A 24,746-nucleotide genomic window follows, 5' to 3' on the forward strand; every position below is an offset into this window, starting at 1 on the left:
CAGTTTATAGACAGCCTCATTTTGGCAGTTACAGCACCGGAGCCTCGCTATCCGCACTCTCTAACCGCCATTTTGGCGGTTATAGCACCGGAGTCGCGCTTTCCGCACTCTCTAACCGCCGTTTTGGCTGTTACAGCACTGGATTCTCGCTACCCGCCCTCTCTAACCGCTATTTTGGCGGTTACAGCACCGGAGTCGCGCTTTCCGCCCTCTCTAACCGCCATTTTGGCGGTTACACTCGCTCCGTTCTTTCAGTAACCCGATATTGTCGGCCCACGCGATTCCGCGGCTCCGATTATCGCGCTGTATCCCGACGTCGTCGGCTTCCGCGTCTACCCCGCATGCACCTCGAAAACGCCCGCCGCCCCCATCCCGCCGCCGATGCACATCGAGACGACGCCGTAGCCGCCGCCCCTCCGGCGCAGCTCGTGGATGAGCGTCGCGGACAGCTTGGCGCCCGTGCAGCCGAGCGGGTGCCCGAGGGCGATCGCGCCGCCGTTCGCGTTCACCTTCTCCTCGTCGATGCCCAGCTCCCGGATCACCTGCACGCATTGGGACGCGAACGCCTCGTTGATCTCGAACAGCTTCACGTCGTCCATGCCGATGCCGGCCATCCGCAGCGCCTTCGGGATAGCCTTCACCGGGCCGACGCCCATAATCTCCGGCTCCACGCCGGCGAGCGCGAAGGAGCGGAACGTCGCGAGGGGCCTCAGCCCCAACTCCTCCGCGCGCTCCCGGCTCATGACGACCGCGGCGGCCGCCCCGTCGCTCATCTGCGACGAGTTGCCGGCGGTCACCGTGCCTCCCGCCTTGAACGAAGGCTTCAGCTTCGCCAGCGCCTCCAGCGTCGTGTCCGCGCGCACGCCTTCGTCCATTGCGAACTCGAACGGCTTCGCGAACGGCCGCCCGCGCTCATCCAACCCGCGCCACGTGCCCTTCACCGGCACGATCTCGTCCGCGAACTTGCCCTCCGCGATCGCCCGCGCGGCCTTCTCGTGCGACCGCAGCGCGAACCGGTCCTGGTCCTCGCGCGACACCCCGAACCGCGACGCCACGTTCTCGGCCGTGTGGCCCATGCCGATGTATACCTCCGGCATCTCCTCGACGATGCGCGGGTTCGGCGATACCTTGAACCCGGTCATCGGCACGTGGCTCATGCTCTCCACGCCGCCGGCGATCACGACGTCCGCGTGGCCGAGCATGATCCGCTCCGCCGCGAAGGCGATCGCCTGCAGCCCGGAGGAGCAGAAGCGATTGATCGTCAGCGCGGGCACCGTGTTCGGAAAACCCGCGTACAGCGACATAATGCGGGCGAAGTTCAGCCCTTGCTCTCCTTCCGGCATGGCGCAGCCGATAATGACGTCCTCGACGTCTCCCTTGGCCAGGCCGGGCGTCCGCTCGACCGCCGCCTCCAGAACGATCCGGCCCAGGTCGTCGGATCGCGTCTGGACGAGGCTGCCCTTCTTCGCCTTCCCGACCGGCGTGCGCACGGCCGTCACGATAACGGCTTCTCTCGTACTCGTTCCCATAAGCTCGCTCCCTCCTCCCTTGCTCTCCCTTGCTACACTTCCATGCTTCCCGTACTCTCCCTACTCTCCCTTACTCTCCCTTACTCTCCCTTACTCTCCCTTGCTTCCCATGCTTCCCTTGCTCTCCCTGCTCACCCTTGCTCCCCGTCAATTGCGCAGAGCTTTGCCCTTCGCCAGCATGTGCTGCATGCGCTGCTGCGTCTTCGGTTCCCCGCACAGGCTAAGGAACGCTTCCCGCTCCAGATCGAGCATATACTGCTCGCTGACGAGCGTGCCCGCCGGCAGGTCGCCCCCGGCCAGCACGTGCGCCAGCTTCTTCGCGATCTTCAAGTCGTGGTCGCTGATGTAGCCGCCCTCCCGCATCGCGATCGCTCCGAGCGTCAGCACCGCCTTGCCCTCCGCCCCGGCGACGCGGATCTTCTCCTCCGGGACCGGCTCGTAGCCCGCCCGGACCATGCCGAGCACCGCCTGCTTCGCCTCGTGGATCAAGCGATCCTGATTCAGCACGATCCGGTCCGACGGCCGCAGGTACCCGAGCTTCTTGGCGTCGTGGCCGCTCGTCGACACCTTCGCCATGCCGATCGTCTCGAACGCCCGGTTCAAGTACGGCTGCACGTCGACATCCGCCGCGCCAGCCGCTCCCGATCCCGCAGCCCCGACGGCCGCCGCCGCGGCCTGGCTCGCCCGCAGCGCGAACTCCTTGCACCCGCCCCCGGCCGGGATCAGGCCGACGCCGACCTCGACGAGCCCGTAATACGTCTCGGCCGAAGCGACGACCTGGTCCGCCGGCAGGCACGCCTCGACGCCGCCTCCCAGCGTCATCCGGTGCGGCGCGGCGACGACCGGCTTCTCCAGCCGCTTCAGCTTCAGCATCGCGTTCTGGAACTGCCGGATGATGCCGTCGACTTCGTCCCACTCCTCGTCCTGCGCTTCCATGAGCAGAATCATCAGGTTCGCGCCGACGCAGAAGTTGCGGCCCTGGTTGGCGACGACCAGCCCTTCGAAGCTGCGCCGCACCTCGTCCGCGCTCTGCGAGATCATGGACAGGATATCGGCGCCGATCGCGTTGTTCGGCGAATGGAACTCGAGGCAGGCGACCCCGTCGCCGAGGTCGATCAGGCTGGCCCCGGCGTTCGACCGCACCGTCTTCCCCTGCTCCTTCAAGTCCCGCAGCGACACCGCTTCGGGAGCCTCCTCCGCCTGGCGGTAACGTCCCTCGTGCACGTAGAATCGCGCGCCTGCCTCCCGCCGGTAGAACGACTCGTTGCCCGCCGCGATCCATGCCTTCACCCAGCCAGGGACGGCCACCCCTTCGCTCTCCATTCTCCCGACGCTCCGCTTCAGCCCGATCGCATCCCACGTCTCGAACGGCCCGAGCTCCCAGTTGAAGCCCCACTTCATCGCGTTGTCGATCTCTTCCACGGAATCCGCGATCTCGCCGACCTTCTCCGCGGAGTAGACGAGCACCCGCTTCAGCACGTCCCAGGCGAGGGCGGAATACCGGTCGCCTCCGGCGAGCAGCGCCTTCGTCTTCTCGCGAGCGCCCTTGGCCAGCTTCGCCGCCTCCAGCGAACCGGCCGAGACCTTCTTCTGCGGACGGTACTCCATCGTCCCGAGATCGAGCGCCAGAATCTCGCTTCGGCCGCCTTCTCCTTTGATTTTCCGATAGAAGCCTTGCCCGCTCTTCTCGCCCAGCCATCCCCGCGCCACGAGCTCCTTCAGCGCGTCCGGCGTCTCGAACGCCGCCCGTTCCTCCGCCCCCTCCACATGGTCGCGCACGTTGTCCGCCACGTGGACGAACGTGTCCAGCCCGACGAGATCGAGCGTGCGGAACGTCGCGCTCTTCGGGCGGCCCATCGCCGGCCCCGTGACCGCGTCGACCTCCTCGACGGTGTATCCCTTCTCCGCCATCTCCTTCAGCGTGACCAGAAGGCCGTACGTGCCGATCCGGTTGGCGACGAAGTTCGGCGTGTCCTTGGCGATGACGACTCCCTTGCCGAGGACGTTCTCGCAGAACGCCTTCATCCGGGAGACGAGGGCCGGATCGGTGTCCCGCCCGGGGATGATCTCCAGCAGCTTCATATACCGCGGCGGGTTGAAAAAGTGCGTCCCCATGAAGTGCCGCCGGAACTCCTCGCCTCGCCCCTCGGCCATCGCGTTCACGGAGATGCCCGACGTGTTCGAGCTGACGACCGTCCCCGGCCGCCGGAACTTCTCGATTCTCTCCAGCAGCCCGCGCTTCACGTCCAGCCTCTCGACGACGACCTCGATAATCCAGTCGGCGTCCGCGATCCGCTCCAGATGGTCCTCCACGTTGCCGGGCGTGATGCGAGACGCGAAATCCTCGTCGTACAGCGGGGCCGGATTCGTCTTCTTCAGCTTGGCGATCGCCGCCGTCGCCAGCCGGCTGCGCACGGCGGGATGATCGAGCCCCCAGCCCTTGGCCGCTTCTTCCTCGTTGACCGCTCCCGGCACGACGTCCAGCAGCAGGCAGGGGATGCCCGCGTTGGCCAGATGGGCCGCGATGCCGGACCCCATAATGCCCGAGCCGATGACGGCCGCTTGTCGAATCGGTCTGTTCATGTTCCGCTAACCTCCAGTCCATAGTCGGATTCGCGGATCGGGCGATCCCCGAACACGGATTGCTCCAGCAGCTCCGCGACGTCCCTCGCTTTGACTCTCTCCTCGAGCTCCTTCGTCTTGACCCCGTCCTCGACCATCGTCAGGCAGTACGGGCAGGCGCTGCTGACGACGGTAGGCGCGGCTTCGAGCAGCTGCTCGGTCCGGGCGAGGTTGACCCGCTTGCCGGCCGTCTCCTCCATCCACATCCGCCCGCCCCCGGCTCCGCAGCACATGCCGTTCTCGCGATTGCGCGCCGCTTCCGCCAGCTCCACGCCCGGAATGGACGCGAGCACGCGGCGGGGCGCGTCGTAGACGCCGTTGTACCGGCCGAGGTAGCAGGAGTCGTGGTAGACGATCCGCTCGCGCACCTCGTGACGGGGCTTCAGCCGGCCTTCCGCCACCAGCTTCTCCAGCAGCTGCGTATGATGCAGCACCTCCACCCCCTCGAGCCCGAAGTCGGGATATTCGTTCTTCAGCGTGTTGAACGTGTGCGGGCAAGCGGTGACGATGCGGCGGACGTTGTACCGGCGGAACGTCTCGATGTTCTCGGCCGCCAGCTGCTGGAACAGCATCTCGTTGCCGAGCCGCCGCGCCGTGTCGCCGGAGTTCTTCTCCTCGTTGCCGAGGATGGCGTAGCGGACGCCGGCTTCGTTCAGCAGCCGCGCGAAGGCGCGCGAGACGCGGCGGCTGCGCAGGTCGTAGGAGCCCATCGATCCGACGAAAAACAAATATTCGAACGCCGGGTCGTCCTTGACCGTCGGAACGCGGAGCCCGTCGAGCTCGCCCGTCCAGTCGGCCCGGCTGCTCCGGCTGAGCCCCCACGGATTGCCCTGCCGCTCGATGTTCTGCAGCGCCCGCTGGCCTTCGTGCGGAAGGCTTCCCTGCATGAGGACGAGGTGACGGCGCAGGTCGACGATCTTATCGACGTGCTCGTTGCCGACGGGGCATTGGTCCTCGCAGTTGCGGCACGTCGTGCAAGCCCAGATCTCCTCCTCGCTCATGATATCGCCGATCAGCTCCAGCTCCTCCGGCTTCCTGCCGGAATCCTCGCGCCAGGAAGCCTTCTGCCAGGCGAGCGTCGGGCGGATGTCGGTGACCGCTCCCTCCGGCTCCTTCCATTCCGCTTCGCCGGAAGGCGACAACGCATGTGCCCCGGCCGCGGAAGAGGCGAAGGCGAACGCCGGGGCCCACGGCGGCTTGCCGGTGACGGCGGCCCCCTTCTCCTGCAGATGGTCGCGCAGCTTCGTGATCAGGTGCATGGGCGACAGCGCCTTGCCGGTATTCGAAGCCGGGCACACGTTCGTGCACCGCCCGCATTCGACGCACGCGTAGAAGTCGAGCATCTGCTTGCGCGTGAAGTCCTCGATCCGGCCGACGCCGAACGACTCCGCCTCCTCGTCCTCCAGGTCGATCGGGGCGAGGCGCCCGACCGGCTCCCGACGGCGCAGCCACAGGTTGACGGGCGCGGTCAGAATATGGAAATGCTTCGATTGAGGCACATAGACCAGGAACGACAGCAGAATGAGAAGATGCAGCCACCAGCAGACGTAGAAGGCGGCCCGGGCCGCCGGGACGGACAGCCCCTCGAATGCCGACGCGATCGCCGACGAGACGGGAGCGAGGGCGGAAGGCTCGAGGCCGAGCCACAGCCTCTCGAAGCCGAGGGAGAACAGGACGGACAGCATAAGGCCGAAAATGAAGAAGACGACGAGGCTCGGCTTCCACCCTCGCTTGAGCCGGGCCAGCTTCTCGCCGTAGCGGCGGTACGCGGCGTAGCCCATGGCCAGCAGCACGAGGACGACGGCCGCTTCCTGCAGCAGGCCGAAGACGTCGTAGGCCGGGAACGGGATGTGCTTGCCGCGCGTCAGCCCTTTGACGATCAGGTCGAGAGCGCCGAACTGGAGAATAATGAAGCCGTAGAAAACGACGACGTGCATGATGCCGCTCCGGGGGTCCTTGAGCAGCTTCTTCTGGCCGAACACCTGCGAGAGGAACTCGGCGATTCTTCCGGGGTCGGTCTGCTCGGCCTTGATCCTCGCGGCTCCCGTCTTGACGCCCGCCCCGGCCTCTGCCGCCGCAGCGGTCTCTTCGGTTCCGAGGCCCGGCTCCGTCGCCGGGCCCTTCGTCTTCGATCCGGACGGCCGGCCGAGCTTCATATAGAGATAGCGATGATAGACGACCCGGTAGAACAAGTAGAGCGCGTAACCCGTTGCCGCCACGAACAAGAGCAAATTCGCGATTTGCCACGCCATGTTCATCCGTCCTTTCCAGTCGCGGGGAAGATCCGTGCGCATGCCGGTCAGTCGGTCGTTCGTCGATCCGGTTATCGGTCGGTCGGTCTTGATGAGTCGGTTAAAGAGGCGGATGTGGAAGCGGTTGCAAGTTCGTTGTCCGAGAAAAAAAAATCCCTTGCGATTCGAGCCTTGCGACAAGCGCTGACGAGAGTATCGGGGATGGCGGAGGTTGCGATCGGAATCCTTAAGAGAACCCTTGACTTTCGCGGCGGGATCTCCTAAGATGAAGTCAAAAATGAATGGTCATTCATTCATTGTGATTAAATTTTAGCACCGGGGTGACCGAATGACAAGTAAAAAGAAAGAAAAATACGCCCTTATTCTCGATGCCGCCGAGAAGGTCATCGCCGAGAACGGCTTCCACGGCTCCCAGGTGTCCCGGATCGCGAAGGAAGCCGGCGTGGCGGACGGAACGATTTATTTGTATTTCAAGAACAAGGAAGACATTCTGATCTCGTTGTTCCGGGACCGGCTCGGCGAACTGGTCGCCCTGTTCGAATCCAGCGTCGGCGAAGCGGCCTCCGCCCCGGACGCGCTGCGGCGGGTGTGCGAGATTCACTTCACGACGCTGGAGAACAACGTCAACCTCGCCTACGTCACCCAGATCGAGCTGCGCCAGAGCTCGCTGGAGCTGCGCAAGGCCATCGGTCTTGCCGTGAAGCCCTATATTCAGTTGATCGAGCATATTCTCTTGAAGGGAGTGGAAGAGAAGTCGTTCCGTCCCGGCCTCGACGTCAAGCTGACCCGTCTGCTGCTGTTCGGCGCGATGGACGAGGTGGTCACCTCCTGGCTCATCTCCGGCCGCAAGTATTCGCTCTCCGCTCAGGTGGACAATACCGTCGATTTTTTCCTGCGGGGTCTTCAGTAACGCCATCCCAATCTTCGAAAGGGGTTTGCTCATGAACATCTGCGTCCTTCTGAAGCAAACGTTCGACACCGAAGAGAGAATCGTCCTCCAAGACGGCCGAATCGCGGAAGACGGGGTCAAATACGTCATCAATCCGTACGACGAGTACGCCGTCGAGGAAGCGATCCGGCTTAAGGAGCGGCACGGCGGCACGGTCGTCGCCGTCTCCGCCGGGCCCGAGCGCGCGGCCGAGGCGCTGCGCACGGCGCTGGCGATGGGAGCCGACGAGGCGGTCCTTCTGGACGGCGACCGGATCGGCGAAGACGAAGCCGCCGTCGCCAAGGCGCTCGCCGCTTACGCCGGCCCGAAGGGCTTCGATCTCATTCTGGCGGGCAACTTCTCCATCGACAACGGCAGCGGCCAGGTCGCCGTCCGGCTCGCCGAGCGGCTCGGCATCCCGCACGTCTCGTCGATCGTCAAGCTGACCGTGTCGGGAGACAAGGCCGAAGCGCTTCGCGACGCGGAGGGCGACACCGAGACGGTGGAGGTTCGCCTCCCCGCCCTGTTCACCGCCCAGCAGGGCTTGAACGAGCCCCGCTACCCTTCGCTGCCCGGCATCATGAAGGCGAAGAAGAAGCCCTTCGAGCGGGCGGGCCTCGAAGAGCTGGGCCTGACGGAAGCCGACCTCGCTCCCCGCGCGACGCGGGAGCGGCTGTCGCTGCCTCCGGAGCGGAAGGCCGGACAGGTGCTGAAGGGCGATCCGGCCGAGCTGGCCGCCCGGCTCGTCGGCCTGCTGCGCTCGGAAGCCAAGGTTCTATAAGGGAGAAGGGGAGGAGAAGCGGATGAGCCATACGTTCGTCGTTATCGCGGAAGCCCGCGGCGGGAAGCTGCGGCAGGTGTCGTTGGAAGCGGTTCACGCGGCCCGCTTGGCCAAGGAGGACGGGGATCGGGTCGCGGCCGTGCTGATCGGCTCGCAAGCGGCCTCCATGGCGGAGGAGCTGGCCGCCTACGCGGACGAGGTTCGCGTCGTCGACCGGCCGGAGCTGGAAGCGTACAATCCCGAAGCGTACGGGGCGGCCGTCTTCGGCGTTCTGGACGCGCTGAATCCGCAGGCCGTCTTCCTCGGCCATACGGCGGTCGGCCGCGACCTCGCGCCGATGATCGCCGCCCGGCTGGACGCCGGCCAGATCTCCGACGTCGTCGCCATCGAGCGGGACGGCGCGGGCGAACCCGCCTACGTCCGCCCTCTCTACGCCGGCAAGGCGTTCGAGACGAAGAAGTTCGCGGGCGGCGGGCCCCGGGTCGTCACGATCCGCCCGAACAACTTCCCCGCCGCCGAGCCCTTGCCCGCGCCCGGGACGGTCGTCCAGGCCGATTACGCGGCGCCGCCGGATCTGCGCACCGTCGTCAAGGACGTCGTCCGCAAGGCGTCGGGCGCCGTCGATCTGACCGAAGCGCGGATCGTCGTGTCGGGCGGCCGTGGCGTGAAGAGCGCGGACGGCTTCAAGCCGCTCGAGGAGCTCGCCGCCGTCCTGAACGCCGCGGTCGGCGCGTCCCGCGGAGCCTGCGACGCCGGCTACTGCGACTACGCGCTGCAGATCGGGCAGACCGGCAAGGTGGTCACCCCCGAGCTCTACATCGCTTGCGGCATCAGCGGCGCCATCCAGCATCTGGCCGGCATGAGCCGGTCGCGCGTCATCGTCGCGATCAACAAGGACCCCGAAGCGCCGATCTTCAAGGTGGCGGATTACGGCATCGTCGGCGACCTGTTCGAGGTCGTGCCCCTTCTGACCGAGGAATTCAAGAAGGCGCTGGCCTGACGGCGGCAAGCGCCAGAAAGGCAGAGAACCCGGGAGTATCCCGGCGTCCTCTGCCTTTTTTTCGACCATCCATCGCTTATTCGCTATCCCTAGCTTCCATCGCAGCTCTCACGTCCCGGACGAACGCATGAGGATCGTCCATCGCCAGATAAACCCCCTCCGCCTTGCGAGGCCAGAAAAGGAAGCCGTTCACCCTAAGCGGTCGGTTGAAGCGGATGCGCACGTTCGGCGTGCCGAGAATCGGCAGCGCGAAGCTCCTCTGCTCGGCGGCGTCCGGCTCGAACGACGAATTCGAAGCGATCTCCGCGATCGCTTCGAGCGGAACGTCCGCCTGAATGCGAAGGCCGTAGCGAAGCCGGATCGTCCCTCCGCTCAGCCGGACCGGACGAAGCGCCGACGCGCGGCAGTCCGCCCAGAGCAAGGCGAGCAGCCAGACGTCCGCCGCGGTCAGCAGCCAAGCGGCCCACGGCGACCATTGGTGAACGAGCAGGTGCACGATGGCGCCTTCGAACGCGATCATATGCGTGATAATGCCCGCATAGAGAATAAGCGAGGTTTTGCGATGGTAGGTGTATCCCGGTTCCGCCGCCTCCGTCTTCGCCCGGCGTCTCCAGGAGAAGAAGAGGAAGTAGACCAGGCTCGCGTCGTGCAGCACGAACGCCGCCAGCTTGGAATCGCCGAACTCCTCCCGGATCGCGACGCGAAGAGCTTCGCTCGTCTCCGGCTCCGTTCTCTTCACGCGCCGCAAGCGGCCTATGAACCGGTACAGGAGGCGGAGCTCGTAGCCGATCAACGCGACTTCGAACGCGACGATCGACAGTTCGAGCGGCCACATCACTTCGAACGCTCGGCTCTTCAGCGCCGCGGGGAGAACGAGCCAAGCGACGACCGCGCCGAGCCCCGTGAACGGAATCGCCTTCCAGACGGGCTTGCCCTTGCGGCGGGCGACCAACCACCAATACAGAAGCGGAATGACAAGCGCGAAGTCGAAGATCACCGCATAGGCGAGAACGCGATCGTTGTCGGCCGACGGCAGCGTGCGAACGAGCGTCGTGTCGATCAGAAGAATCGCCGTTGCTATCATCAGGAACCCTAGAACGGAGCGTTGCTTCGTGACATTCGTCATGGCGAAGTCCTCCTTTTTTAGCGCATCTGCCTCCATTATAACCCGGCTTCCCCATCTCCCCGCGCGGCGGGTCTAACAAATTGGTGAAATTTTCCGAAACTAGAAATCCCGCAAACTAGCTTACAGAGGAATCGCCAGCTCTTCGGCCTTCCTGCGAATGAACGCCGCCGCCCGGATGTACTCCTCTTCCGACGACAGATGCTCGACGATAAGCGGCACGTCGGGATCGAGCTTGTGCAGCTCCGTCAGGAAAATGCCGTAATCGAGCGCCCCCGTTCCCGGGATCGTCTCCTCGAGATGGACGGTCAAACGGCCGGACAGCGCGATGTCCTTGGCGTGGCAGTTCTTGATGTACGGCCCCAGCTTGACGAAGAAGTCGCGGATCATATCGCCGTTCCGGTAATACGTCCGCGGGCTGCTGACCATGTTGACCGGGTCGAGGTGCACCGCGAACGCCTCGCGGTCGATCGCCCGGATCAGCTCCAGGTATGTATCGGCGGAATCCGGATACACCCAAGGCATCGTCTCGAGCGTGAAAAACGTACGCGCCGGCTTCACGGCATCGATGATCTCGCGCACCGTGTCGACGATCAGCGCGAACGTCTCCTCCGTGAAGTTGTCGGGATGCGGGCCGTCCCACTGCTCCCCGCGCGACCCGGCGATGTTGACGCAGCAGCGGGCTCCGACCCGCTCGGCCAGCTCCAGCCGCCGCTTGCACAAGTCGAGCGCGTCCCGCCGGACCCGGTCGTCGGGGCTGATCGGATTGCTCCACGCCCCCACCTCTCCGATCAGGATGTCGCTCGCCGCGGCCTCCTTGCGATACGCTTCGATAAGCGCGTCGTCGGCTTCGTCGCCGATCGGGCATACCGACGCCCGGAAGCCGAGGCGCCGCATGTCCGACGCCCAGACGGCCGGATCCTCATACCGGCGGAATAGAGAAGTTCCCAATCGCATAAACGTCGCTCCCCCTTCGAACCAAAAAATTTAACATTTCCCGCATTGTAGTGAACACGCGTTTATGATAACATGGGTTGGTCTTGCCAAGATAGATGAATCTATTATTTTCTCGTATGGACAACTAGAGGTGGTTCTTCCCGTGGCAACCGATCGACAATTGAACTTATTCCGGCTCACTTGGCCGATCCTGCTTGAGAATCTGCTGTTCATGCTGATGAGCTCGGCCGATACGCTTATGCTCAGCGGCGTGTCCGACGAGGCCGTGTCGGCGGTCGGCGTCGCGTCCCAGTTCGTCTTCATCGCCATCCTCATCATCGGGGTCATCAACAACGGCGCGGACGTCGTCATCTCGCAATATCTCGGCTCGGGCCGGCGGATGGAAGCGTCGAAGATCTCCGCCCTGACGGTGACGATGAACCTGCTGACCGGCCTCGCGATGAGCGCGATCTTCTTCGCGTTCTCGGAGCCTCTCATGAGCCTGATGAACCTCGAGGAAGGCACGCTGGACATGGCGGTGTCGTATCTGCGCATCGTCGGCGGCTGGATCTTCTTCCAGGCGATCATCAACGCGCTGTCCGGCATCGTCCGCACGTACGGCTATCCGAAGGAAGCGATGTTCGTCTCGCTCGGCATGAACGTCGTGCACGTAATCCTGAATTACCTGCTCATCTTCGGCAAGGCCGGTCTTCCGGAGCTCGGCACGGAGGGCGCCGCGCTCTCGACGGTCATCAGCCGCGGCTTCGCGGTGGTCGTCTTCTTCTGGATGATGTACCGCATCGTGGATTACAAGATCCCATTCAAGGATTATCTCTCGTTCAGCAAGGAGTATCTGGGGAAGATCCTCAAGATCGGCGTCCCGACCGCGCTCGAATCCGTGCTGTATCACACTTGCCAATCCGTGTTCCTCTACTATGTGACGATTCTGGGCGAGACGGCCCTCGCTTCGCGCCAATACGCGATGAACATCTCGATGTACGTCTTCCTCTTCAGCTCCGCCTGCGGCATGGCGACGGCCATTCTCGTCGGCAGGCTCGTCGGCGGGTCCCGCCCGGAAGACGCCTACAGGCGGGTGTGGGCGAGCGCCCGGTGGAGCGTGCTGATCACGGTGGCGATCGATCTTATCGTCATCGCCGTCCGCCATCCGCTTATGGGCCTGTTCACGGACAACCCGGACATTCTGAAGCTGGCCGCCCAGATGGTCGTGCTCAGTCTGGTGCTCGAGACGGGCCGCTCGCTGAACCTGATTCTCGTGCCCGCTCTCCGGGCCGCGGGCGACGCGAAGTACACCGTCTACTGGGGGATCGTCTCCATGGTCGGCATGAGCTTGCCGCTCGGCTACTTGCTCGTGTTCGTGCTGGACATGGGACTCGCGGGGGTGTGGCTCGCCATCGCCGCCGACGAATGGGCGCGCGGCATCATCATGCTGTTCCGTTGGCGCAGCAAGGCCTGGAAGGGCAAGTCGCTCGTCGGCCCCTCCTCTCCTTCGTCCTCCGCCGCTCTCGGCGCGGAATAGAATCGGTCGATCTTGCGCATATTGAGTAGCAAAAAAAGGAAGTGCGCGCATGGACGAACCGCGGAACGAGAAGCAAGAACGGAACGAATACCGCCCGAACCCGATGAATTACGATTACGTCTGGGGCAGCGATCAAGACCAGTACATGAGGGAAGAAGCCTCCGAGGAGGACGCGGCGGAGGCGGAACAAGAGCAAGAGAGTTGAACGAGCCTCGCCGTCATCTGGATAAGCCAAGCCGCTTCCCTCGGGAGGCGGCTTGTCGCTTTCTTTGCTTTTCTATCGAAATTCGCTTGCTTCTGCTATAAACTAGGAGAGAGATCTAGACGAACGGAAGCGGTGCTCCATGAACCCGGCAACGAGATCGGCCTTCCCCGGCTTCGCCTGGTCGCTGTCCAGGCAGAAGACCTTGGCGGAATGTCCGCGGCGTTACGCTTACGAATATTACTTTTCCCATAACGGTTGGTTGGCTGATGCGTCCGAGGAGACGAAGCGAATCTACCGGCTGAAAAAGCTGACCTCGCTCGAGATGTTCTTCGGCTCCTCCCTGCACAACGTGATTCAGAACGCGATCTCGAACTACTCGAAGTCGCGCAAGATTCCCCGGCCGGACGATCTCGTCCGGCTCGTTCGTTCGTCGCTCAACGCCGCCTATATCGACTCGACGCGCCATTACGGCCTCTGGTTCGACAAGCCGAGCCGGTACACGATGTTCCGCGACGTCTATTACGGAGACGGGCTCCCGCCCGACAAGATCGAAGAGATTCGCTCCCGGATCGGCGCCTGCGCGGAGAGCTTCCCGAAGAGCAAGACGTTCCGGGAGATCAGCGGCGGCCGGAACGTTCGGCTGATGGAGCTGGAACGGTTCCGCACGCTGCCGTTCGCGGACGTCGACGTCGTCGTGGTCATGGACATCGTGTACCGGGATCGGGATACGGGCAGGTGGGTCGTCGCCGACTGGAAGACCGGGAAGGAGTCCGCGGAGGACCGTACCCAGCTCGCTCTCTACGCGATGTACTTGCAGAAGCTGTACGACATCCCGTCCATTCGCGACATCACGATCCGGAACGAATATTTGGCGACCGGGACGTGGAGAGAGTACAAGCTGGAGCCGATCGACGTCGACAATACCCTTTACGTGCTGGAGCGGTCCGTCATGGAGATGCGCAGGTACATGGAAGACATCGACGGGAACGTCCCCTACGAGTTGGAGGCGTTCCCGCTGACGGAGTATACACGGCATTGCGAGCGGTGCAACTTCAAGGAACTGTGCGGCCGGTAGCTGGTGCGGGACCGAGCAGGTTCGAGGGTTATTCTTCGCCCTCTCTCAGCCGCTCGTGGTAGAGGTAATCGTCGTAGTCCCCGCCTTCCTCCGCTTCGAATCTTTTGCGGCGTTCGCTGTATTCGTAGTCGGAGTAGGCCTGCTCGCGGAGTTCCTCCAGGTCTTCGTCCGAAGGCTCGTAGTAGGATCCCGACGATGTCCAGGATGTCGAGGATCCCGAGGAGCTTCCGAAGCCGCCGTCTTCTTCCTCCCCGCTTGCTTCCTCATCCCAGCTTGAATAGGAATAGGTATAGGTATAGGATGAAGCGAAGGAATCGTCTTCATAAAATCGATCTTTGTTGAAGCCCCTGCTCGCCTCGACGATTCTGGAAGCGAGCGGCTTGATCGGACGGCCCCGGCGTGGGGAATTCCGGTTGGCGTATTCGGCGACGAGGGCCCGAATCTCCGCCTCCGGCCGGGCCGATACGACAATCTCCGCGCATTCGACGTCTTCGTTACGGCGTGCCCCGGCGATTTGCTCTCGGTATGCCGTGTTGTTCTCCAGGTACCAATCTTGAATCTTCTTGCTCTCGATGCAATCCCAACTGCGGTTGATCCGGTCGATCGCCCGCTGAATCTCCGATTGGCTCTTTCGTAGAAGCTTGAACGTCCTCGTTCCCAGATAGGCTTGCATGGAGCTGGGGAGCTCGACATCCGGTTGCGGGAAGAGAGTCTCTCGCGACAGCTCGATCTTGTCGAACGGGTTCGTGTAGCTGACCCGCACCTTATAGCATCCCGGGGAAGCCGGATATTCGGTTTTATCCAGCTCCTCCCGGCTCTCGCGCCACCCTTCTTCGTCGAAGAACGAATTCCTCTTCTCCATCTGCAACAGGATGATGGCCTCCGGCCGGGCGATCGCCTCGGCGAACTCGCGGTCCAATCGCTCTCGATCGTTAATCCCCGTCAAATCGATAATCATGGTGTCAACCTCGCTTGGGAAAATTAGACATCTCTTGTCTGAATTCGACAAGAGGGCGATTTTTCCTTTTCGGCGAGGGCTCCGAGCAGCCCTTGACGGCCTGCAACTCGATTTTTTCGACTTACGGAGCACGGAGGCGCCCCCTGGGTGACTTGTAAGTCGATTTTCTCGACTTACAGGCTCGGGGAACCGCCTCAGTGAGCGGCGGTCGCCGGCGCGTCGCCCAGGTTGGCCGGCTTCGTCCGCTTCAGCACGAGGATGGCCACCGCGATGCCGAGCGCCGCGACGACGGCCGAGATGAGGAACGCGGTATGGATAGCCCGGTTCAGATCCGCCGGCAGCATCGTCTCCAGCGTGGCGTCCGTGCCCAGTCTGGCGGAGATGATCGCCATGATGACGGCCAGGCCGATCGCGCCGCCGATCTGCTGCCCGGTCGTGATGACCGCGGAGGCTACGCCCTGCTGACGAGGCTCGATGCCGATGCCGCCCGCGATGAACATCGTCGTGAAAACGAGCGCCTGCCCGAGGCCGACGATAACGGTGCCGGGAAGGATCCCCCATGCGGAGCCCGTCGCCGACAGCTGGGTCAGCAGCAGGAAGCCCGCGATGCCGAGCCCCATCCCGGCCGCGATCGTGCCGGCGACGCCGGCCTTGGCCAGCATGACGTTGATGAGCCTGGCGCCCAGGAAGGCGCTGATCGTCAGCGGCAAGAAGCTGAGGCCGGACTGGATCGCGGAATAATGCAGCACCCCTTGGGTGTAGAGCGTCAAGAAGTAGTACAGGGAGCCGAACGAGGCGGAGAACAGGAAGGCGGTCAGCGCGGCCCCGGTCAGGCTGCGATTGCGGAACAGCCGGAAGGGCAGGAGCGGATCCCGGGAGCGGCTCTCGATAACGACGAAGACGAGCAGCAGCGCGGCGCCGAGCAGCGCGAACGGCAGCGTCCTCGCGCCAAGCCAGCCGTCCACCGGCGATTGGATCAGGTAGTACACGAGCAGCAGCAGCCCCGCCGTCACCGAGACGGTGCCCGCGGCGTCATAATGCTTCTTGCCGGAAGGAACCTTGCTCTCCGCGAGAGCGACGGGCGACAGGACGATGGCGGCCAAGGCGACCGGCACGTTCACGAAGAAGGTCCACTCCCATCCGACGTAGCTCGTCAGCACTCCGCCCAGAAGCAGGCCGAGCGACAGCCCGACGCCGCCCATCGAAGCCCAGACGCCCATGGCCCGGTTGCGCTCGGCGCCCTCTTCGAAGTTGGACATGATCAGCGACAGCGTGGCCGGCGACAGCAGCGCTCCTCCGAGGCCTTGCAGCCCTCTGGCCACGACGAGCATCACCTGCGAATCCGACAGCCCTCCCAGCAGCGAGCCCAAGCCGAACAGCGCCATCGCGATCCGGAACATGCGGCGTCTTCCCGTCAGGTCCGACAAGCGTCCTCCGAGCAGCAGGAATCCCCCGAACGCGAGCGAATACGCGCTGACGACCCACTGAAGATGGTTCGCGGAGAATCCCAGATCTTCGCCGAGCGACGGCATCGCCACGAAGATAATCGTGTAATCCAGGGCCATCATCAACTGCGAGACGGCCAGAATGAACAGGGCCAAGCCCTTCCTTTTTGTTGCATTCACCGGAAGTTCCTCCTTTGTAGACTAAACAGTCTAATATGCTCAAAAAAATTTGACCAATCAGTCTGAAAAGGACGTAAAAAGGAAATTGCGGCACCGTCGCTTCAAACGCCGTCAAGGACGGTCAAGGCGACGGCGGCGATCTCTTCCAAATCCTGCGGGCTCTTCGTCAGCTTGGCCGATTGCGTCAAGGCGTACCGGGCATGGTACAGATACCTCGCCAGAGCCTGAACGTTCGCGCCGGGCCGAAGTTCCCCCTGATCGCGGGCGCGGACCAACGCGGCCTCGAACGCCTGCTCCAGCCGGGTTCGGTCCTGCTCGAACAAGGCCTCGATCTCGGAATCGTGCGGAATCCGGTCGATCGCGCTGTTCAGAATCAGGCATTCCCGGCGCCTCTCTTCGTCCTGCAGCGTCGCCACCACTTCCCTGAAAATCTCCGAGATCGCTAGCTTGGCGGAGCCCGGCCTCTCCAGATAGGCGACGACGGCGGACGACTTCTCGTTCACATAATGCTTGACGGCCTTGACGAACAGATCCCGCTTCGTCCCGTAAGTGTCGTACAGGCTCTGGCGGGCGATGCCCAGTCCTTCGAGCAGCATGGGAAGCGACGTTCCTTCGTAGCCGTAATGGCCGAACACCTCCATCGCCTTCCGCAGAACGAGGGCCGTGTCGAACTCCTTGCTTCTCGCCATGATCGGTTCCCCTCCTTTCTAGACTCATTGATCTGGAATGTTCATGACCGTATCTTAGCATTTCCGGATCGATCGGTCAATAATCTTTTTTACGCCTCTTCGATTCGAATCCGAATTCGGCCAACCTAACGGCGAAGCGCGGGGGGGCCTATTCCGGATAGGAATAAAGCGCTTTGTTCTTCGCATCGTAAATGACGACGCGGGAATAGCTCAACGCTCCTTCTATTTCTTTCCCGTAAGGAATGATAGCCCCTTGCCCGCGAATCGTTTGGCGAATTGTGCTCCCATCCTCGTAGGTCACTTCCACCGCGGATGCCGATCTTCGAATCTCCTCATCTTGGATGATGACGGTAACGAAAGGATTTCTCGACGCCGACCCCGATAATAAAACCGGAGTATCCGGCAGCGTTCCCCCGTAAGCATTCTGATCGCGTAACTTCCCGTTCTCGTCCTTGTAGATCAGATGATATCCGTCAATCGTCGCATCGGAATATAAAATAACAACAAAATCTCCGATCCTCTCTACGGCGATCGGATGGATCTCGTTATCGCGAATGAAGTTCGTTACATCCTCTTCCGTTAAAGGGGTTGTAGTCGAGCGAGAATTCGAACAACCGGCCAGAATAAGCAACAAGCCTGCAACAAGAACCATTGTTTTCAATCCAGGCATCGTCCATTCTCCTAGGCAAGTATTCGTTATTCTTCTTATTCCCAAAAAAAAGAATGAGATGGGGGAAGTCCCCCATCTGCCGAAATTCAACGATACCGCTCGCCTCGAGAGGTTAACTATAATTCGCGATGATGCCGGACAGCTTGGCGGCCACATGCGCGGGTCCCGCGCTTAGATCCCCGCCGGACAACGACACGCGAACGAACGACTCGTCCGTATCCGCCGCCTCGGCGAACAGCCCGAGCAGACTCGTCGCCTTCCGGTCGATCTGCAGAAGCAGCTCCGCGCCGTCCGCCGAGTCGCCGAGGAACATGAGCTCCAATTCGTCCAGCTTCCCCCGGAAGCGCCCGCCCGTCGGAACCCATTCCAGCTCCTGCACGAACGACACCGATCTGCCCAGGCGCGGGGCGTATACCGTCTCGGTCTGCCTCAGCCGGAAGTCGAGGCTCTCGACCGCTTCCAGCACGACCTTCTGGCCCGGCGAGGGCATGACGTGAATCCGGTCTTCGTCGGTCGGATCGACGGCGGAGGCGATGTCCGCGCTCGTCTTGATCCAGACGGGAGTGCGGCCGATCGACAGCGGCGTCTTGTAAGGAAGGATAAACGAAAATGGCACTTCGTGACGGGAATTCGGCTCCAGCGTCATCGGCTCCGTCACGCGCACGCGCGCGATCTCCGCGTTGTGATGAATCTTCGTGTCGTTCGATTCCCGCACGTACTGGGTCATCACCGCCAGCACGATTCCCTCGATCCGCTGCTCGATGGCTCCTCCTTCGATCCGCACGATACCCCGAACTTCCTCTCCGGGAGCGTACGCCGACTTCTCCAGCACCGTGTCGACCGCCGCCGACCCGATGCCCACCTTTGCCAGAATCCGACCGAAAAACGACATGAACCCACCTCGACCTTTCCCAGGATTTTATGGATACAAAATCCTATACGGCGGCAGGCGGGAAAAGATTCATGCCGATGCCGGACGTCCGCGGCTTATTTGAACGCCATCGCCGCGCGAACCGCCCGCTGCCAGCCCGCGTACAAGCGGTCCCGTTCTTCCTCCGCCATGGCGGGAGAGAACGTCCGGTCCAGCTGCCGGCTTCCGGCGATGTCCTCCTTGCTCTTCCAGTAGCCTACCGCAAGCCCGGCCAGATAAGCCGCCCCGAGAGCGGTCGTCTCGTTCACGACGGGCCGCTCCACCTCCACCCCGAGCAGGTCGCTCTGGAACTGCATCAGGAAGTCGTTGCGAACGGCGCCGCCGTCGACCCTCAGCGTAGCCAGCTTCAGGCCGGAGTCGAGCGCCATGACGTCCAGCACGTCTTTGCTCTGGTAGGCGAGGGATTCGAGCGTCGCCCGGACGAAGTGCTCCTTCGACGTGCCGCGCGTCAAGCCGAACACCGCTCCCCGCACCTCGCTGTCCCAATACGGCGTCCCCATGCCGACGAACGCCGGCACGACGTAGACGCCCTCGGTCGACGCGACCCGCGTCGCGTAGGTCTCGCTGTCGGCCGTGGCCTTCAGCATGCGCAGGCCGTCCCGCAGCCACTGGAGCGCCGAGCCCGCCACGAACACGCTGCCTTCCAGCGCGTAATGCACTTGACCGCCAAGGCCCCACGCGATGGTCGTCAGCAGCCCGTGCCTCGACTCGACCGCCTCCGCGCCCGTATTCATCAGCATGAAGCAGCCGGTTCCGTACGTGTTCTTCGCCATCCCCTTCTCGAAGCAGGCTTGCCCGAACAGAGCCGCCTGCTGGTCGCCCGCGATGCCCGCGATCGGGACTTGGCGGCCGAAGAAGTGGTGCTCCACCGTATGCCCGTATACTTCCGAGGAGGAGCGCACCTGGGGCAGCAGCGACCGCGGAACGTCGAGAATGTCCAGAAGCTCCTCGTCCCAGCGGAGCTCGTGAATGTTGTAGAGGAGCGTCCTCGAGGCGTTGGAGTAGTCCGTCACGTGAACCTGGCCTCCGGTCAGCTTCCAGACAAGCCAGGTGTCGATCGTCCCGAACAACAGGTCCCCGTTGTTCGCCTTCTCCCGGGCGCCCTCGACGCGGTCGAGCAGCCACTTGATCTTCGTTCCGGAGAAGTACGGATCGATGAGCAGCCCCGTTTTCCTCCGGATGGTCTCTTCATGTCCCCGGCTCTTCAGCTCGTCGCAGATGTCGCTCGTCTGCCGGGACTGCCAGACGACGGCATGATGGATCGGCTGACCGGTATGCCGGTCCCAGATCACCGCGGTCTCCCGCTGGTTGGTGATGCCGATCGCTTCGATCTGCTCCGGACCGATTCCCGCTCCCGATATCGCGTGGGCGATCACCGCCAGAATCGACGCCCAGATCTCGCCCGCGTCGTGCTCGACCCAGCCCGGCTGCGGATAATGCTGGCGAATCTCCTGCTGCGCCGAGCTGACCGGGTGCCCTCCCTTGTCGAACAAAATCGCCCTCGAGCTGGTCGTTCCTTGATCGAGAGCCAGAATATATCGCTCCGTCACGTGTTCTCCTCCTCGCGTCCGGCAGGGACCTCATCTTGAGCCCCATTATATAACACCCGGTATTCGAGGGCTACCGGGCACCGGCCGCGGGGCATTCTCTTGCGGGGCGTACTGGATGTGCTAACGAATCGAGGAGACGCTATTTTGCTGAAAATTGGCGGTTTGCGCTTCTAACGAATCGTAGAAACGCTATTTCGTTCCGAAAGCCCGTTCCCCCCCCCCCCTTTATCCCCAAATAAGGTCGCGTGAGTTCGTTAGAGCTATAAATTGTGCGTTTTGAGCCATATAGCGATTCCTGAGTCCGTTACAGAACATCGGCCTTTCGCTGGCTAAACGATCGAAACTTTTGAATTGCCCGATTCCCGGATCTAGGCTAATCTAAGAGTAAATTCGATATAGTCCATAAGATTACTCGAATATACATCGATCGGGGGCCGCGCATGAGAAAAGGAGTCCAAGAAGTGACGCTTCTGACCGTCGCCGCCACCTGGGGCCTCAACTACACGATCGGCAAATACGGGGTAACCGTGCTGTCCCCCGTCGCGTTCAACGCCTTGCGCTTCCTGATGGCCGCTCCGCTGCTGCTCCTGCTGACTTCTCTCTTCGAGAGATCCGTCTTCGTCGAGCCGCGCCACCTCCCGAGAATGGCTGCGGTCGGCCTTGTCGGCATCACTCTCTACCAGAGCTTCTTCATGCTCTCCGTCCAATACGCTTCCGCGGCCAAGGCCTCCCTTCTCATCGCGGCCTCGCCCGTGTTCACCAGCTTGTTCTCCGCGTTGTTCAAGCAGGAGAGCTGGTCGTGGTTCCGTCAGCTCGGCTCGCTCGTCGCCTTGGCGGGCGCGGCGATCGTCCTGCTCGGCGGCCGGGAGCCCGCCGGCGCTTATCCGGACGAAGCGATCGGCATCGCGGCCGGATTCGCGGCTTCCGTCTCCTGGGGGTTGTATCCGGTCGTGACCGCCCCGCTGCTGAAGTCGTATTCGGCCTTGCGCATCACCGCCTGGTCTTCCGCCATCGGCGCGCTGCCTCTGATCGCGATATGCGCTTGGCAAGGATTCTCGCCGGACGCCTGGCCGCTGCCGATGCCGACCTGGGGCTCTTTGCTCTACTCCGTTGTCCTCGTAACGATCTTCGGGCTGATCTTCTGGTACCGCAACGTAAGCCGGGTCGGCCCTTCGAGGGTGATGCTGTATATGTATCTGATCCCGCTGTTCGCCGTATTCTTCGCCTTCGTTCTGAACGGCGAAGCGATCTCCTTCGCCCAAGTCGCCGGCTTCTTCGTCACGATCGGCGGGCTCGCGCTCTCCGGAGGAACCTGGCGCTCCCGCCGACAGAAGCGCTCGACCGCCTCGGAGGAAGGGAAGGGGGCGCCTCTCTGAGAACGGCTGTCTCCATCTCGCGCTGGAACTGGATCATTGACGCCGATCTCGAGGCGGAGACTCTGCACGCGCTGCTCGACGGGCTCGCGATCCATCAGCTGCTGCACCCCGGCACGATGCCGGCCGAACGGGCGGAGCTCCTTCTCGACCGCCACTTGCGGTCCTTATGCGAATAATAAAGGCGTTCGCCCGCCTCCTTCCCGGAGAACGGGGAACGCCTCTTGGCATGATCTTAGTCGGGCGTGACCGGCCGGCCCGGACCACCCGGCTTCGGCCGTTCATCGCTTCGGCCGTTCATCGCTTCGGCCGTTCGCCGCTTCACCCGTTCGGCGCTTGCGCCAGCAGCTCCCTCTCCAATCGCCGCAGATTGTCGATGACGGACTCGGGATAGGTCAGCGTCCCGGAGCGAAGGAGCTCTTCGGCCCGGCGAGAGGAAGCTTGACCGGGATAGACGACCGGCCGCGCGGGATCGGCGGGCTCGACTTCGCCGACTTCGCGCAGCAGGCCAATCACTTGGTCGCGGAACGAGTCCACGGTCTGACCGAACGCGGTCGGGTCGATCAGCAGAATCAGCACGCCCCGCTCGCCGAGCGAGCCCTTCGATCCGACCGCGGCTCCCACGAGCGGGCCGGACAGAATCTCGAACGCCAGAGCCAGCGCGTACCCCTTGTACCCGCCGAACGGCTTCACGGCCGCCACTCGCCGCGGATCGGTCGTCGCCTGCCCCGACTCGTCCACCCCCCACGATTCGGGAATGGACTCCCCGTCCAGCTTGGCCAGCTCCACGAAGCCGATCGCCCGCTCCGACGAAGCGATGTCCACGACGAAGAGCGGATCGGTATGCGGAATGCCGATGCCGATCGGGTTCGTCGACAGCGCCGCCCGCTTGCCGCCGTGGGGAATCATGAAGTTCTTCCCCCCATATTCCCAGACGAGCGTGACGACTCCCTTCTCCGCCCCGTAGCGCGCGATGACGCCGGGGCTGTTGATCCGGGTGACGCCGTTGATTCCGATGGCCTGAACCGGAGACCGGTTCTCGAGGGACAGCGCCAGGTCGATCGCCTCGCGGGCCGCGAGATGGCCGCTGTCCCCGTTGCCTTCGATGGAGACGAGAGCCCCCTCCGCCCGGCGTACCCGATACTTCCCCCTATTGTCGAACGCCGAGACGGCCACGCCGAAGGAGACGAACCCGTGGGACGTCCGGCCTCTCAGATCGGCGTCCAGATAATCGCCGACGATTACTTCCGCTTCCCGTTCCGTCGCCCCCTTGAGCTTCAGAATCCGGGTCGCCAGCTCCTTCAGCTCGTCGATCCGGATCGTCGTCCGAACGGAATGAGTCATAGAATGGATAACCTCCCGAAATGGATAATGTCGCGCTTCTGCCGGTCAGATCGCGACTTCCTGCTGCCCGGCGGCGGACAAGCTCTTGATCTGAAGCACGGCGTGCAAGGCGGTCTGGATCGAGCCTTGAATCCAGGCGTGGGCGACGGCCAGGTGCTCTCCCGCGAAGAAGACGGCCGGCTTCTCCGCCGGATAGGGCTGGCTCAGCAGCTGCTGGTACCGCTCGTGCTCTCCCGGCGCGAAGTAGGCGAAGGCGCCGCTGCCCGGGCTGTTCTGCCGATCCCACGACCAATGGATCACCTCGTCCACATAGCGGTCCAAGCCGGGGTGCAGCTTCCGGATCTGGCCGATGACCACGTCCGTCTGGTCCTCCTCGGACAGCGAGAGGAACCGGCGGGCGTTGGCCTCCCACAAGTACGACGCCGTCAGAACGCCCGGGCCGTGGGAGCGCTCCTTGTCCTTGGCGATCCAGTTGAGCGGAGCCTCGCTGTACGGCGAGTCGCTGTCTCCGGTGAACGCCGCGTACGTCGCCCGATCGACCGGCTTCGCGTTGTCGGACGGGTACCAGCATTGCTGAATCGGCAGGTCGGTGAAGCTGCCGCCGCCGTAGATCCCGTCCTCGTACTCCCACGGACGGGCCGACGTATGGACGATCGTCTTGGCGGAGCTGGCGTACGTGATCCCGCTGATCGCCTGTCTTTGCCTCGGCGGAAGCGCGGGTTCGAACTCGATGCGCGTCAGGGCCGGGGCCGGAACGGTGCAGACGACGTAGTCGAACGTCTCGGTCCGCTTGTGCCCGAGGCGGGAATAGTGGACGGCGACGCCGCCCTCCGTTTTCTGAATGCCGGTGACTCGGGTATTGTAATGAATCGGGGCGCGCAGCCTCGAGACGAACGCTTGAATGAGCGTCTCCATGCCGCCCGACAGCTCGTACTGGTCGACGCGGAACAGCCCGAAGTAGTCGACGAACACCTCCAGCAGCGACGCCCGTTCGTACTGAATCATCCCGGTCGCGTGCCCGATCAGATCGAACGCCTCCGGCGACACCCGCTCCTTCAGGAACTGCCAGAAGGAGATCGACGCGTACTTACGCAGCTTCTCGCTCGTCAGGTTCGGGGAGAAGATCTCCCTCTGCTCCTCCGGCGACAGGGAGGTCATCAGCTCTTTCATCAGATGTTCATAAAGTCTCAGCGGGTCGGCCGACTCGTCCGGAAGCAGCTTGAACGCCGGGTACAGAGCGCTTGGGTCGCCGATTCGCGTCTTGACGTCGCGGATATGGTAATACGCCCTCGGGTTGTAATTGACGAACCGGCGCGTCGGAAGCTGGAACTCCTTGACGTAATGCATCGTGCAGCCGTGATTGGCCGGAATCCGCATCGCTCCCAGCTCGGAATGGGTGCCGTCGGCGAACCGGTGGGTGCGGATGCGTCCTCCGGGCCGGTTGGAATCCTCGAAGATCGCGACCCGGTGGCCGAGCCGCTCCAGCTCGTAAGCCGCGGATAAGCCCGCTGCCCCCGCCCCGATAATGCCGACGTGCCGCGGACGTCCTCCCTGTCTGCCGCCGCGAAGCTCCGAGGGGAATTGGAACACTTGATCGAACGCCATTATGAACCGCCTC

22 protein-coding genes are annotated in these 24,746 nt (G+C 63.3%); 9 read left to right on the forward strand and 13 right to left on the reverse strand.

What is annotated here, in order from left to right; all coding sequences use genetic code 11:
• A partial coding sequence (locus H7B90_RS32575) for a hypothetical protein (protein WP_221482098.1) occupies positions 1-258 on the forward strand: 258 nt, incomplete at its 5' end.
• A 74-nt stretch (positions 259-332) separates the two neighbouring features.
• Here the strand turns inward: H7B90_RS32575 and H7B90_RS19105 are convergent.
• The 3 genes from H7B90_RS19105 to H7B90_RS19115 all read right to left on the reverse strand — a co-directional run bounded on the left by H7B90_RS19105 (position 333) and on the right by H7B90_RS19115 (position 6,403).
• A complete protein-coding gene (locus H7B90_RS19105) occupies positions 333-1,529 on the reverse strand; it encodes an acetyl-CoA C-acetyltransferase (RefSeq protein WP_185137489.1) in 1,197 nt (398 codons plus the stop codon).
• 147 nt (positions 1,530-1,676) lie between these two features.
• Positions 1,677-4,112: a 3-hydroxyacyl-CoA dehydrogenase/enoyl-CoA hydratase family protein gene (locus tag H7B90_RS19110; protein ID WP_185137490.1), complete on the reverse strand. Its 2,436-nt coding sequence runs from the start codon at positions 4,110-4,112 to the stop codon at positions 1,677-1,679.
• Positions 4,109-6,403 carry a (Fe-S)-binding protein gene (locus H7B90_RS19115; protein WP_260411114.1) on the reverse strand — a complete coding sequence of 765 codons (2,295 nt, stop codon included), beginning with the start codon at positions 6,401-6,403 and terminating at the stop codon, positions 4,109-4,111. The genes H7B90_RS19110 and H7B90_RS19115 overlap by 4 nt, the downstream gene beginning before the upstream one ends.
• Before the next feature lie 328 nt (positions 6,404-6,731).
• Between H7B90_RS19115 and fadR the strand changes: the two genes are divergently transcribed.
• The 3 genes from fadR to H7B90_RS19130 are packed head-to-tail and all read left to right on the forward strand — an operon-like array spanning position 6,732 to position 9,112.
• Positions 6,732-7,313 (forward strand): fatty acid metabolism transcriptional regulator FadR, encoded by a 582-nt coding sequence (gene fadR, locus H7B90_RS19120; RefSeq protein WP_185137491.1) that lies wholly within the window; start codon positions 6,732-6,734, stop codon positions 7,311-7,313.
• Between the two features lie 31 nt (positions 7,314-7,344).
• Positions 7,345-8,112 carry an electron transfer flavoprotein subunit beta/FixA family protein gene (locus tag H7B90_RS19125; RefSeq protein ID WP_185137492.1) on the forward strand — a complete coding sequence of 256 codons (768 nt, stop codon included), beginning with the start codon at positions 7,345-7,347 and terminating at the stop codon, positions 8,110-8,112.
• 22 nt (positions 8,113-8,134) lie between these two features.
• The gene (locus H7B90_RS19130) at positions 8,135-9,112 is read left to right on the forward strand and encodes an electron transfer flavoprotein subunit alpha/FixB family protein (RefSeq protein WP_185137493.1); all 978 of its coding nucleotides are present in this window, start codon (positions 8,135-8,137) and stop codon (positions 9,110-9,112) included.
• Positions 9,113-9,188: 76 nt separating this feature from the next.
• Here the strand turns inward: H7B90_RS19130 and H7B90_RS19135 are convergent, their stop codons facing one another.
• Positions 9,189-10,238, reverse strand: a complete 1,050-nt coding sequence (locus tag H7B90_RS19135) for a hypothetical protein (protein WP_185137494.1) — start codon at positions 10,236-10,238, stop codon at positions 9,189-9,191.
• A gap of 120 nt (positions 10,239-10,358) precedes the next feature.
• Positions 10,359-11,192 carry a sugar phosphate isomerase/epimerase family protein gene (locus H7B90_RS19140; protein WP_185137495.1) on the reverse strand — a complete coding sequence of 278 codons (834 nt, stop codon included), beginning with the start codon at positions 11,190-11,192 and terminating at the stop codon, positions 10,359-10,361.
• Between the two features lie 142 nt (positions 11,193-11,334).
• Here H7B90_RS19140 and H7B90_RS19145 point away from each other — a divergent pair, with 142 nt between their 5' ends.
• From H7B90_RS19145 to H7B90_RS19155, 3 genes are all read left to right on the forward strand, one after another.
• Positions 11,335-12,708, forward strand: a complete 1,374-nt coding sequence (locus tag H7B90_RS19145; protein ID WP_311772761.1) for an MATE family efflux transporter — start codon at positions 11,335-11,337, stop codon at positions 12,706-12,708.
• A gap of 49 nt (positions 12,709-12,757) precedes the next feature.
• Complete coding sequence (locus tag H7B90_RS19150) at positions 12,758-12,913, forward strand: hypothetical protein (protein ID WP_185137497.1); 156 nt, start codon at positions 12,758-12,760, stop codon at positions 12,911-12,913.
• Positions 12,914-13,052: 139 nt separating this feature from the next.
• On the forward strand, positions 13,053-13,988 hold the full coding sequence (locus tag H7B90_RS19155; protein WP_185137498.1) for a PD-(D/E)XK nuclease family protein: 936 nt from the start codon (positions 13,053-13,055) through the stop codon (positions 13,986-13,988).
• Between the two features lie 28 nt (positions 13,989-14,016).
• Here the strand turns inward: H7B90_RS19155 and H7B90_RS19160 are convergent, their stop codons facing one another.
• From H7B90_RS19160 to glpK, 6 genes are all read right to left on the reverse strand, one after another.
• Entirely contained in the window at positions 14,017-14,946 is a 930-nt protein-coding gene (locus H7B90_RS19160; RefSeq protein WP_185137499.1) for a hypothetical protein, read from the reverse strand.
• A 194-nt stretch (positions 14,947-15,140) separates the two neighbouring features.
• Entirely contained in the window at positions 15,141-16,571 is a 1,431-nt protein-coding gene (locus tag H7B90_RS19165; protein ID WP_185137500.1) for an MFS transporter, read from the reverse strand.
• Positions 16,572-16,672: 101 nt separating this feature from the next.
• Positions 16,673-17,260, reverse strand: coding sequence for a TetR/AcrR family transcriptional regulator (locus H7B90_RS19170; RefSeq protein WP_185137501.1), 588 nt, complete (start codon positions 17,258-17,260; stop codon positions 16,673-16,675).
• 148 nt (positions 17,261-17,408) lie between these two features.
• Positions 17,409-17,930, reverse strand: a complete 522-nt coding sequence (locus tag H7B90_RS19175; protein ID WP_185137502.1) for a hypothetical protein — start codon at positions 17,928-17,930, stop codon at positions 17,409-17,411.
• A gap of 112 nt (positions 17,931-18,042) precedes the next feature.
• The gene (locus H7B90_RS19180) at positions 18,043-18,822 is read right to left on the reverse strand and encodes a sporulation protein (RefSeq protein ID WP_185137503.1); all 780 of its coding nucleotides are present in this window, start codon (positions 18,820-18,822) and stop codon (positions 18,043-18,045) included.
• Positions 18,823-18,917: 95 nt separating this feature from the next.
• The gene (glpK, locus tag H7B90_RS19185) at positions 18,918-20,411 is read right to left on the reverse strand and encodes a glycerol kinase GlpK (RefSeq protein ID WP_185137504.1); all 1,494 of its coding nucleotides are present in this window, start codon (positions 20,409-20,411) and stop codon (positions 18,918-18,920) included.
• A gap of 440 nt (positions 20,412-20,851) precedes the next feature.
• Here glpK and H7B90_RS19190 point away from each other — a divergent pair, with 440 nt between their 5' ends.
• A complete protein-coding gene (locus H7B90_RS19190) occupies positions 20,852-21,787 on the forward strand; it encodes a DMT family transporter (RefSeq protein WP_185137505.1) in 936 nt (311 codons plus the stop codon).
• Between the two features lie 35 nt (positions 21,788-21,822).
• On the forward strand, positions 21,823-21,963 hold the full coding sequence (locus H7B90_RS32580) for a TetR family transcriptional regulator C-terminal domain-containing protein (protein WP_281421373.1): 141 nt from the start codon (positions 21,823-21,825) through the stop codon (positions 21,961-21,963).
• A 142-nt stretch (positions 21,964-22,105) separates the two neighbouring features.
• On the opposite strand, the gene H7B90_RS19195 is transcribed toward H7B90_RS32580, so the two are convergent.
• Together H7B90_RS19195 and H7B90_RS19200 are read right to left on the reverse strand one after the other, a co-directional pair.
• On the reverse strand, positions 22,106-23,128 hold the full coding sequence (locus tag H7B90_RS19195; protein ID WP_185137506.1) for an Ldh family oxidoreductase: 1,023 nt from the start codon (positions 23,126-23,128) through the stop codon (positions 22,106-22,108).
• A 45-nt stretch (positions 23,129-23,173) separates the two neighbouring features.
• The gene (locus H7B90_RS19200) at positions 23,174-24,733 is read right to left on the reverse strand and encodes a flavin monoamine oxidase family protein (RefSeq protein WP_221482099.1); all 1,560 of its coding nucleotides are present in this window, start codon (positions 24,731-24,733) and stop codon (positions 23,174-23,176) included.
• Positions 24,734-24,746: the final 13 nt, after the last annotated feature.

Source organism: Cohnella xylanilytica (assembly GCF_014212175.1).
Taxonomy (GTDB): domain Bacteria; phylum Bacillota; class Bacilli; order Paenibacillales; family Paenibacillaceae; genus Cohnella; species Cohnella xylanilytica.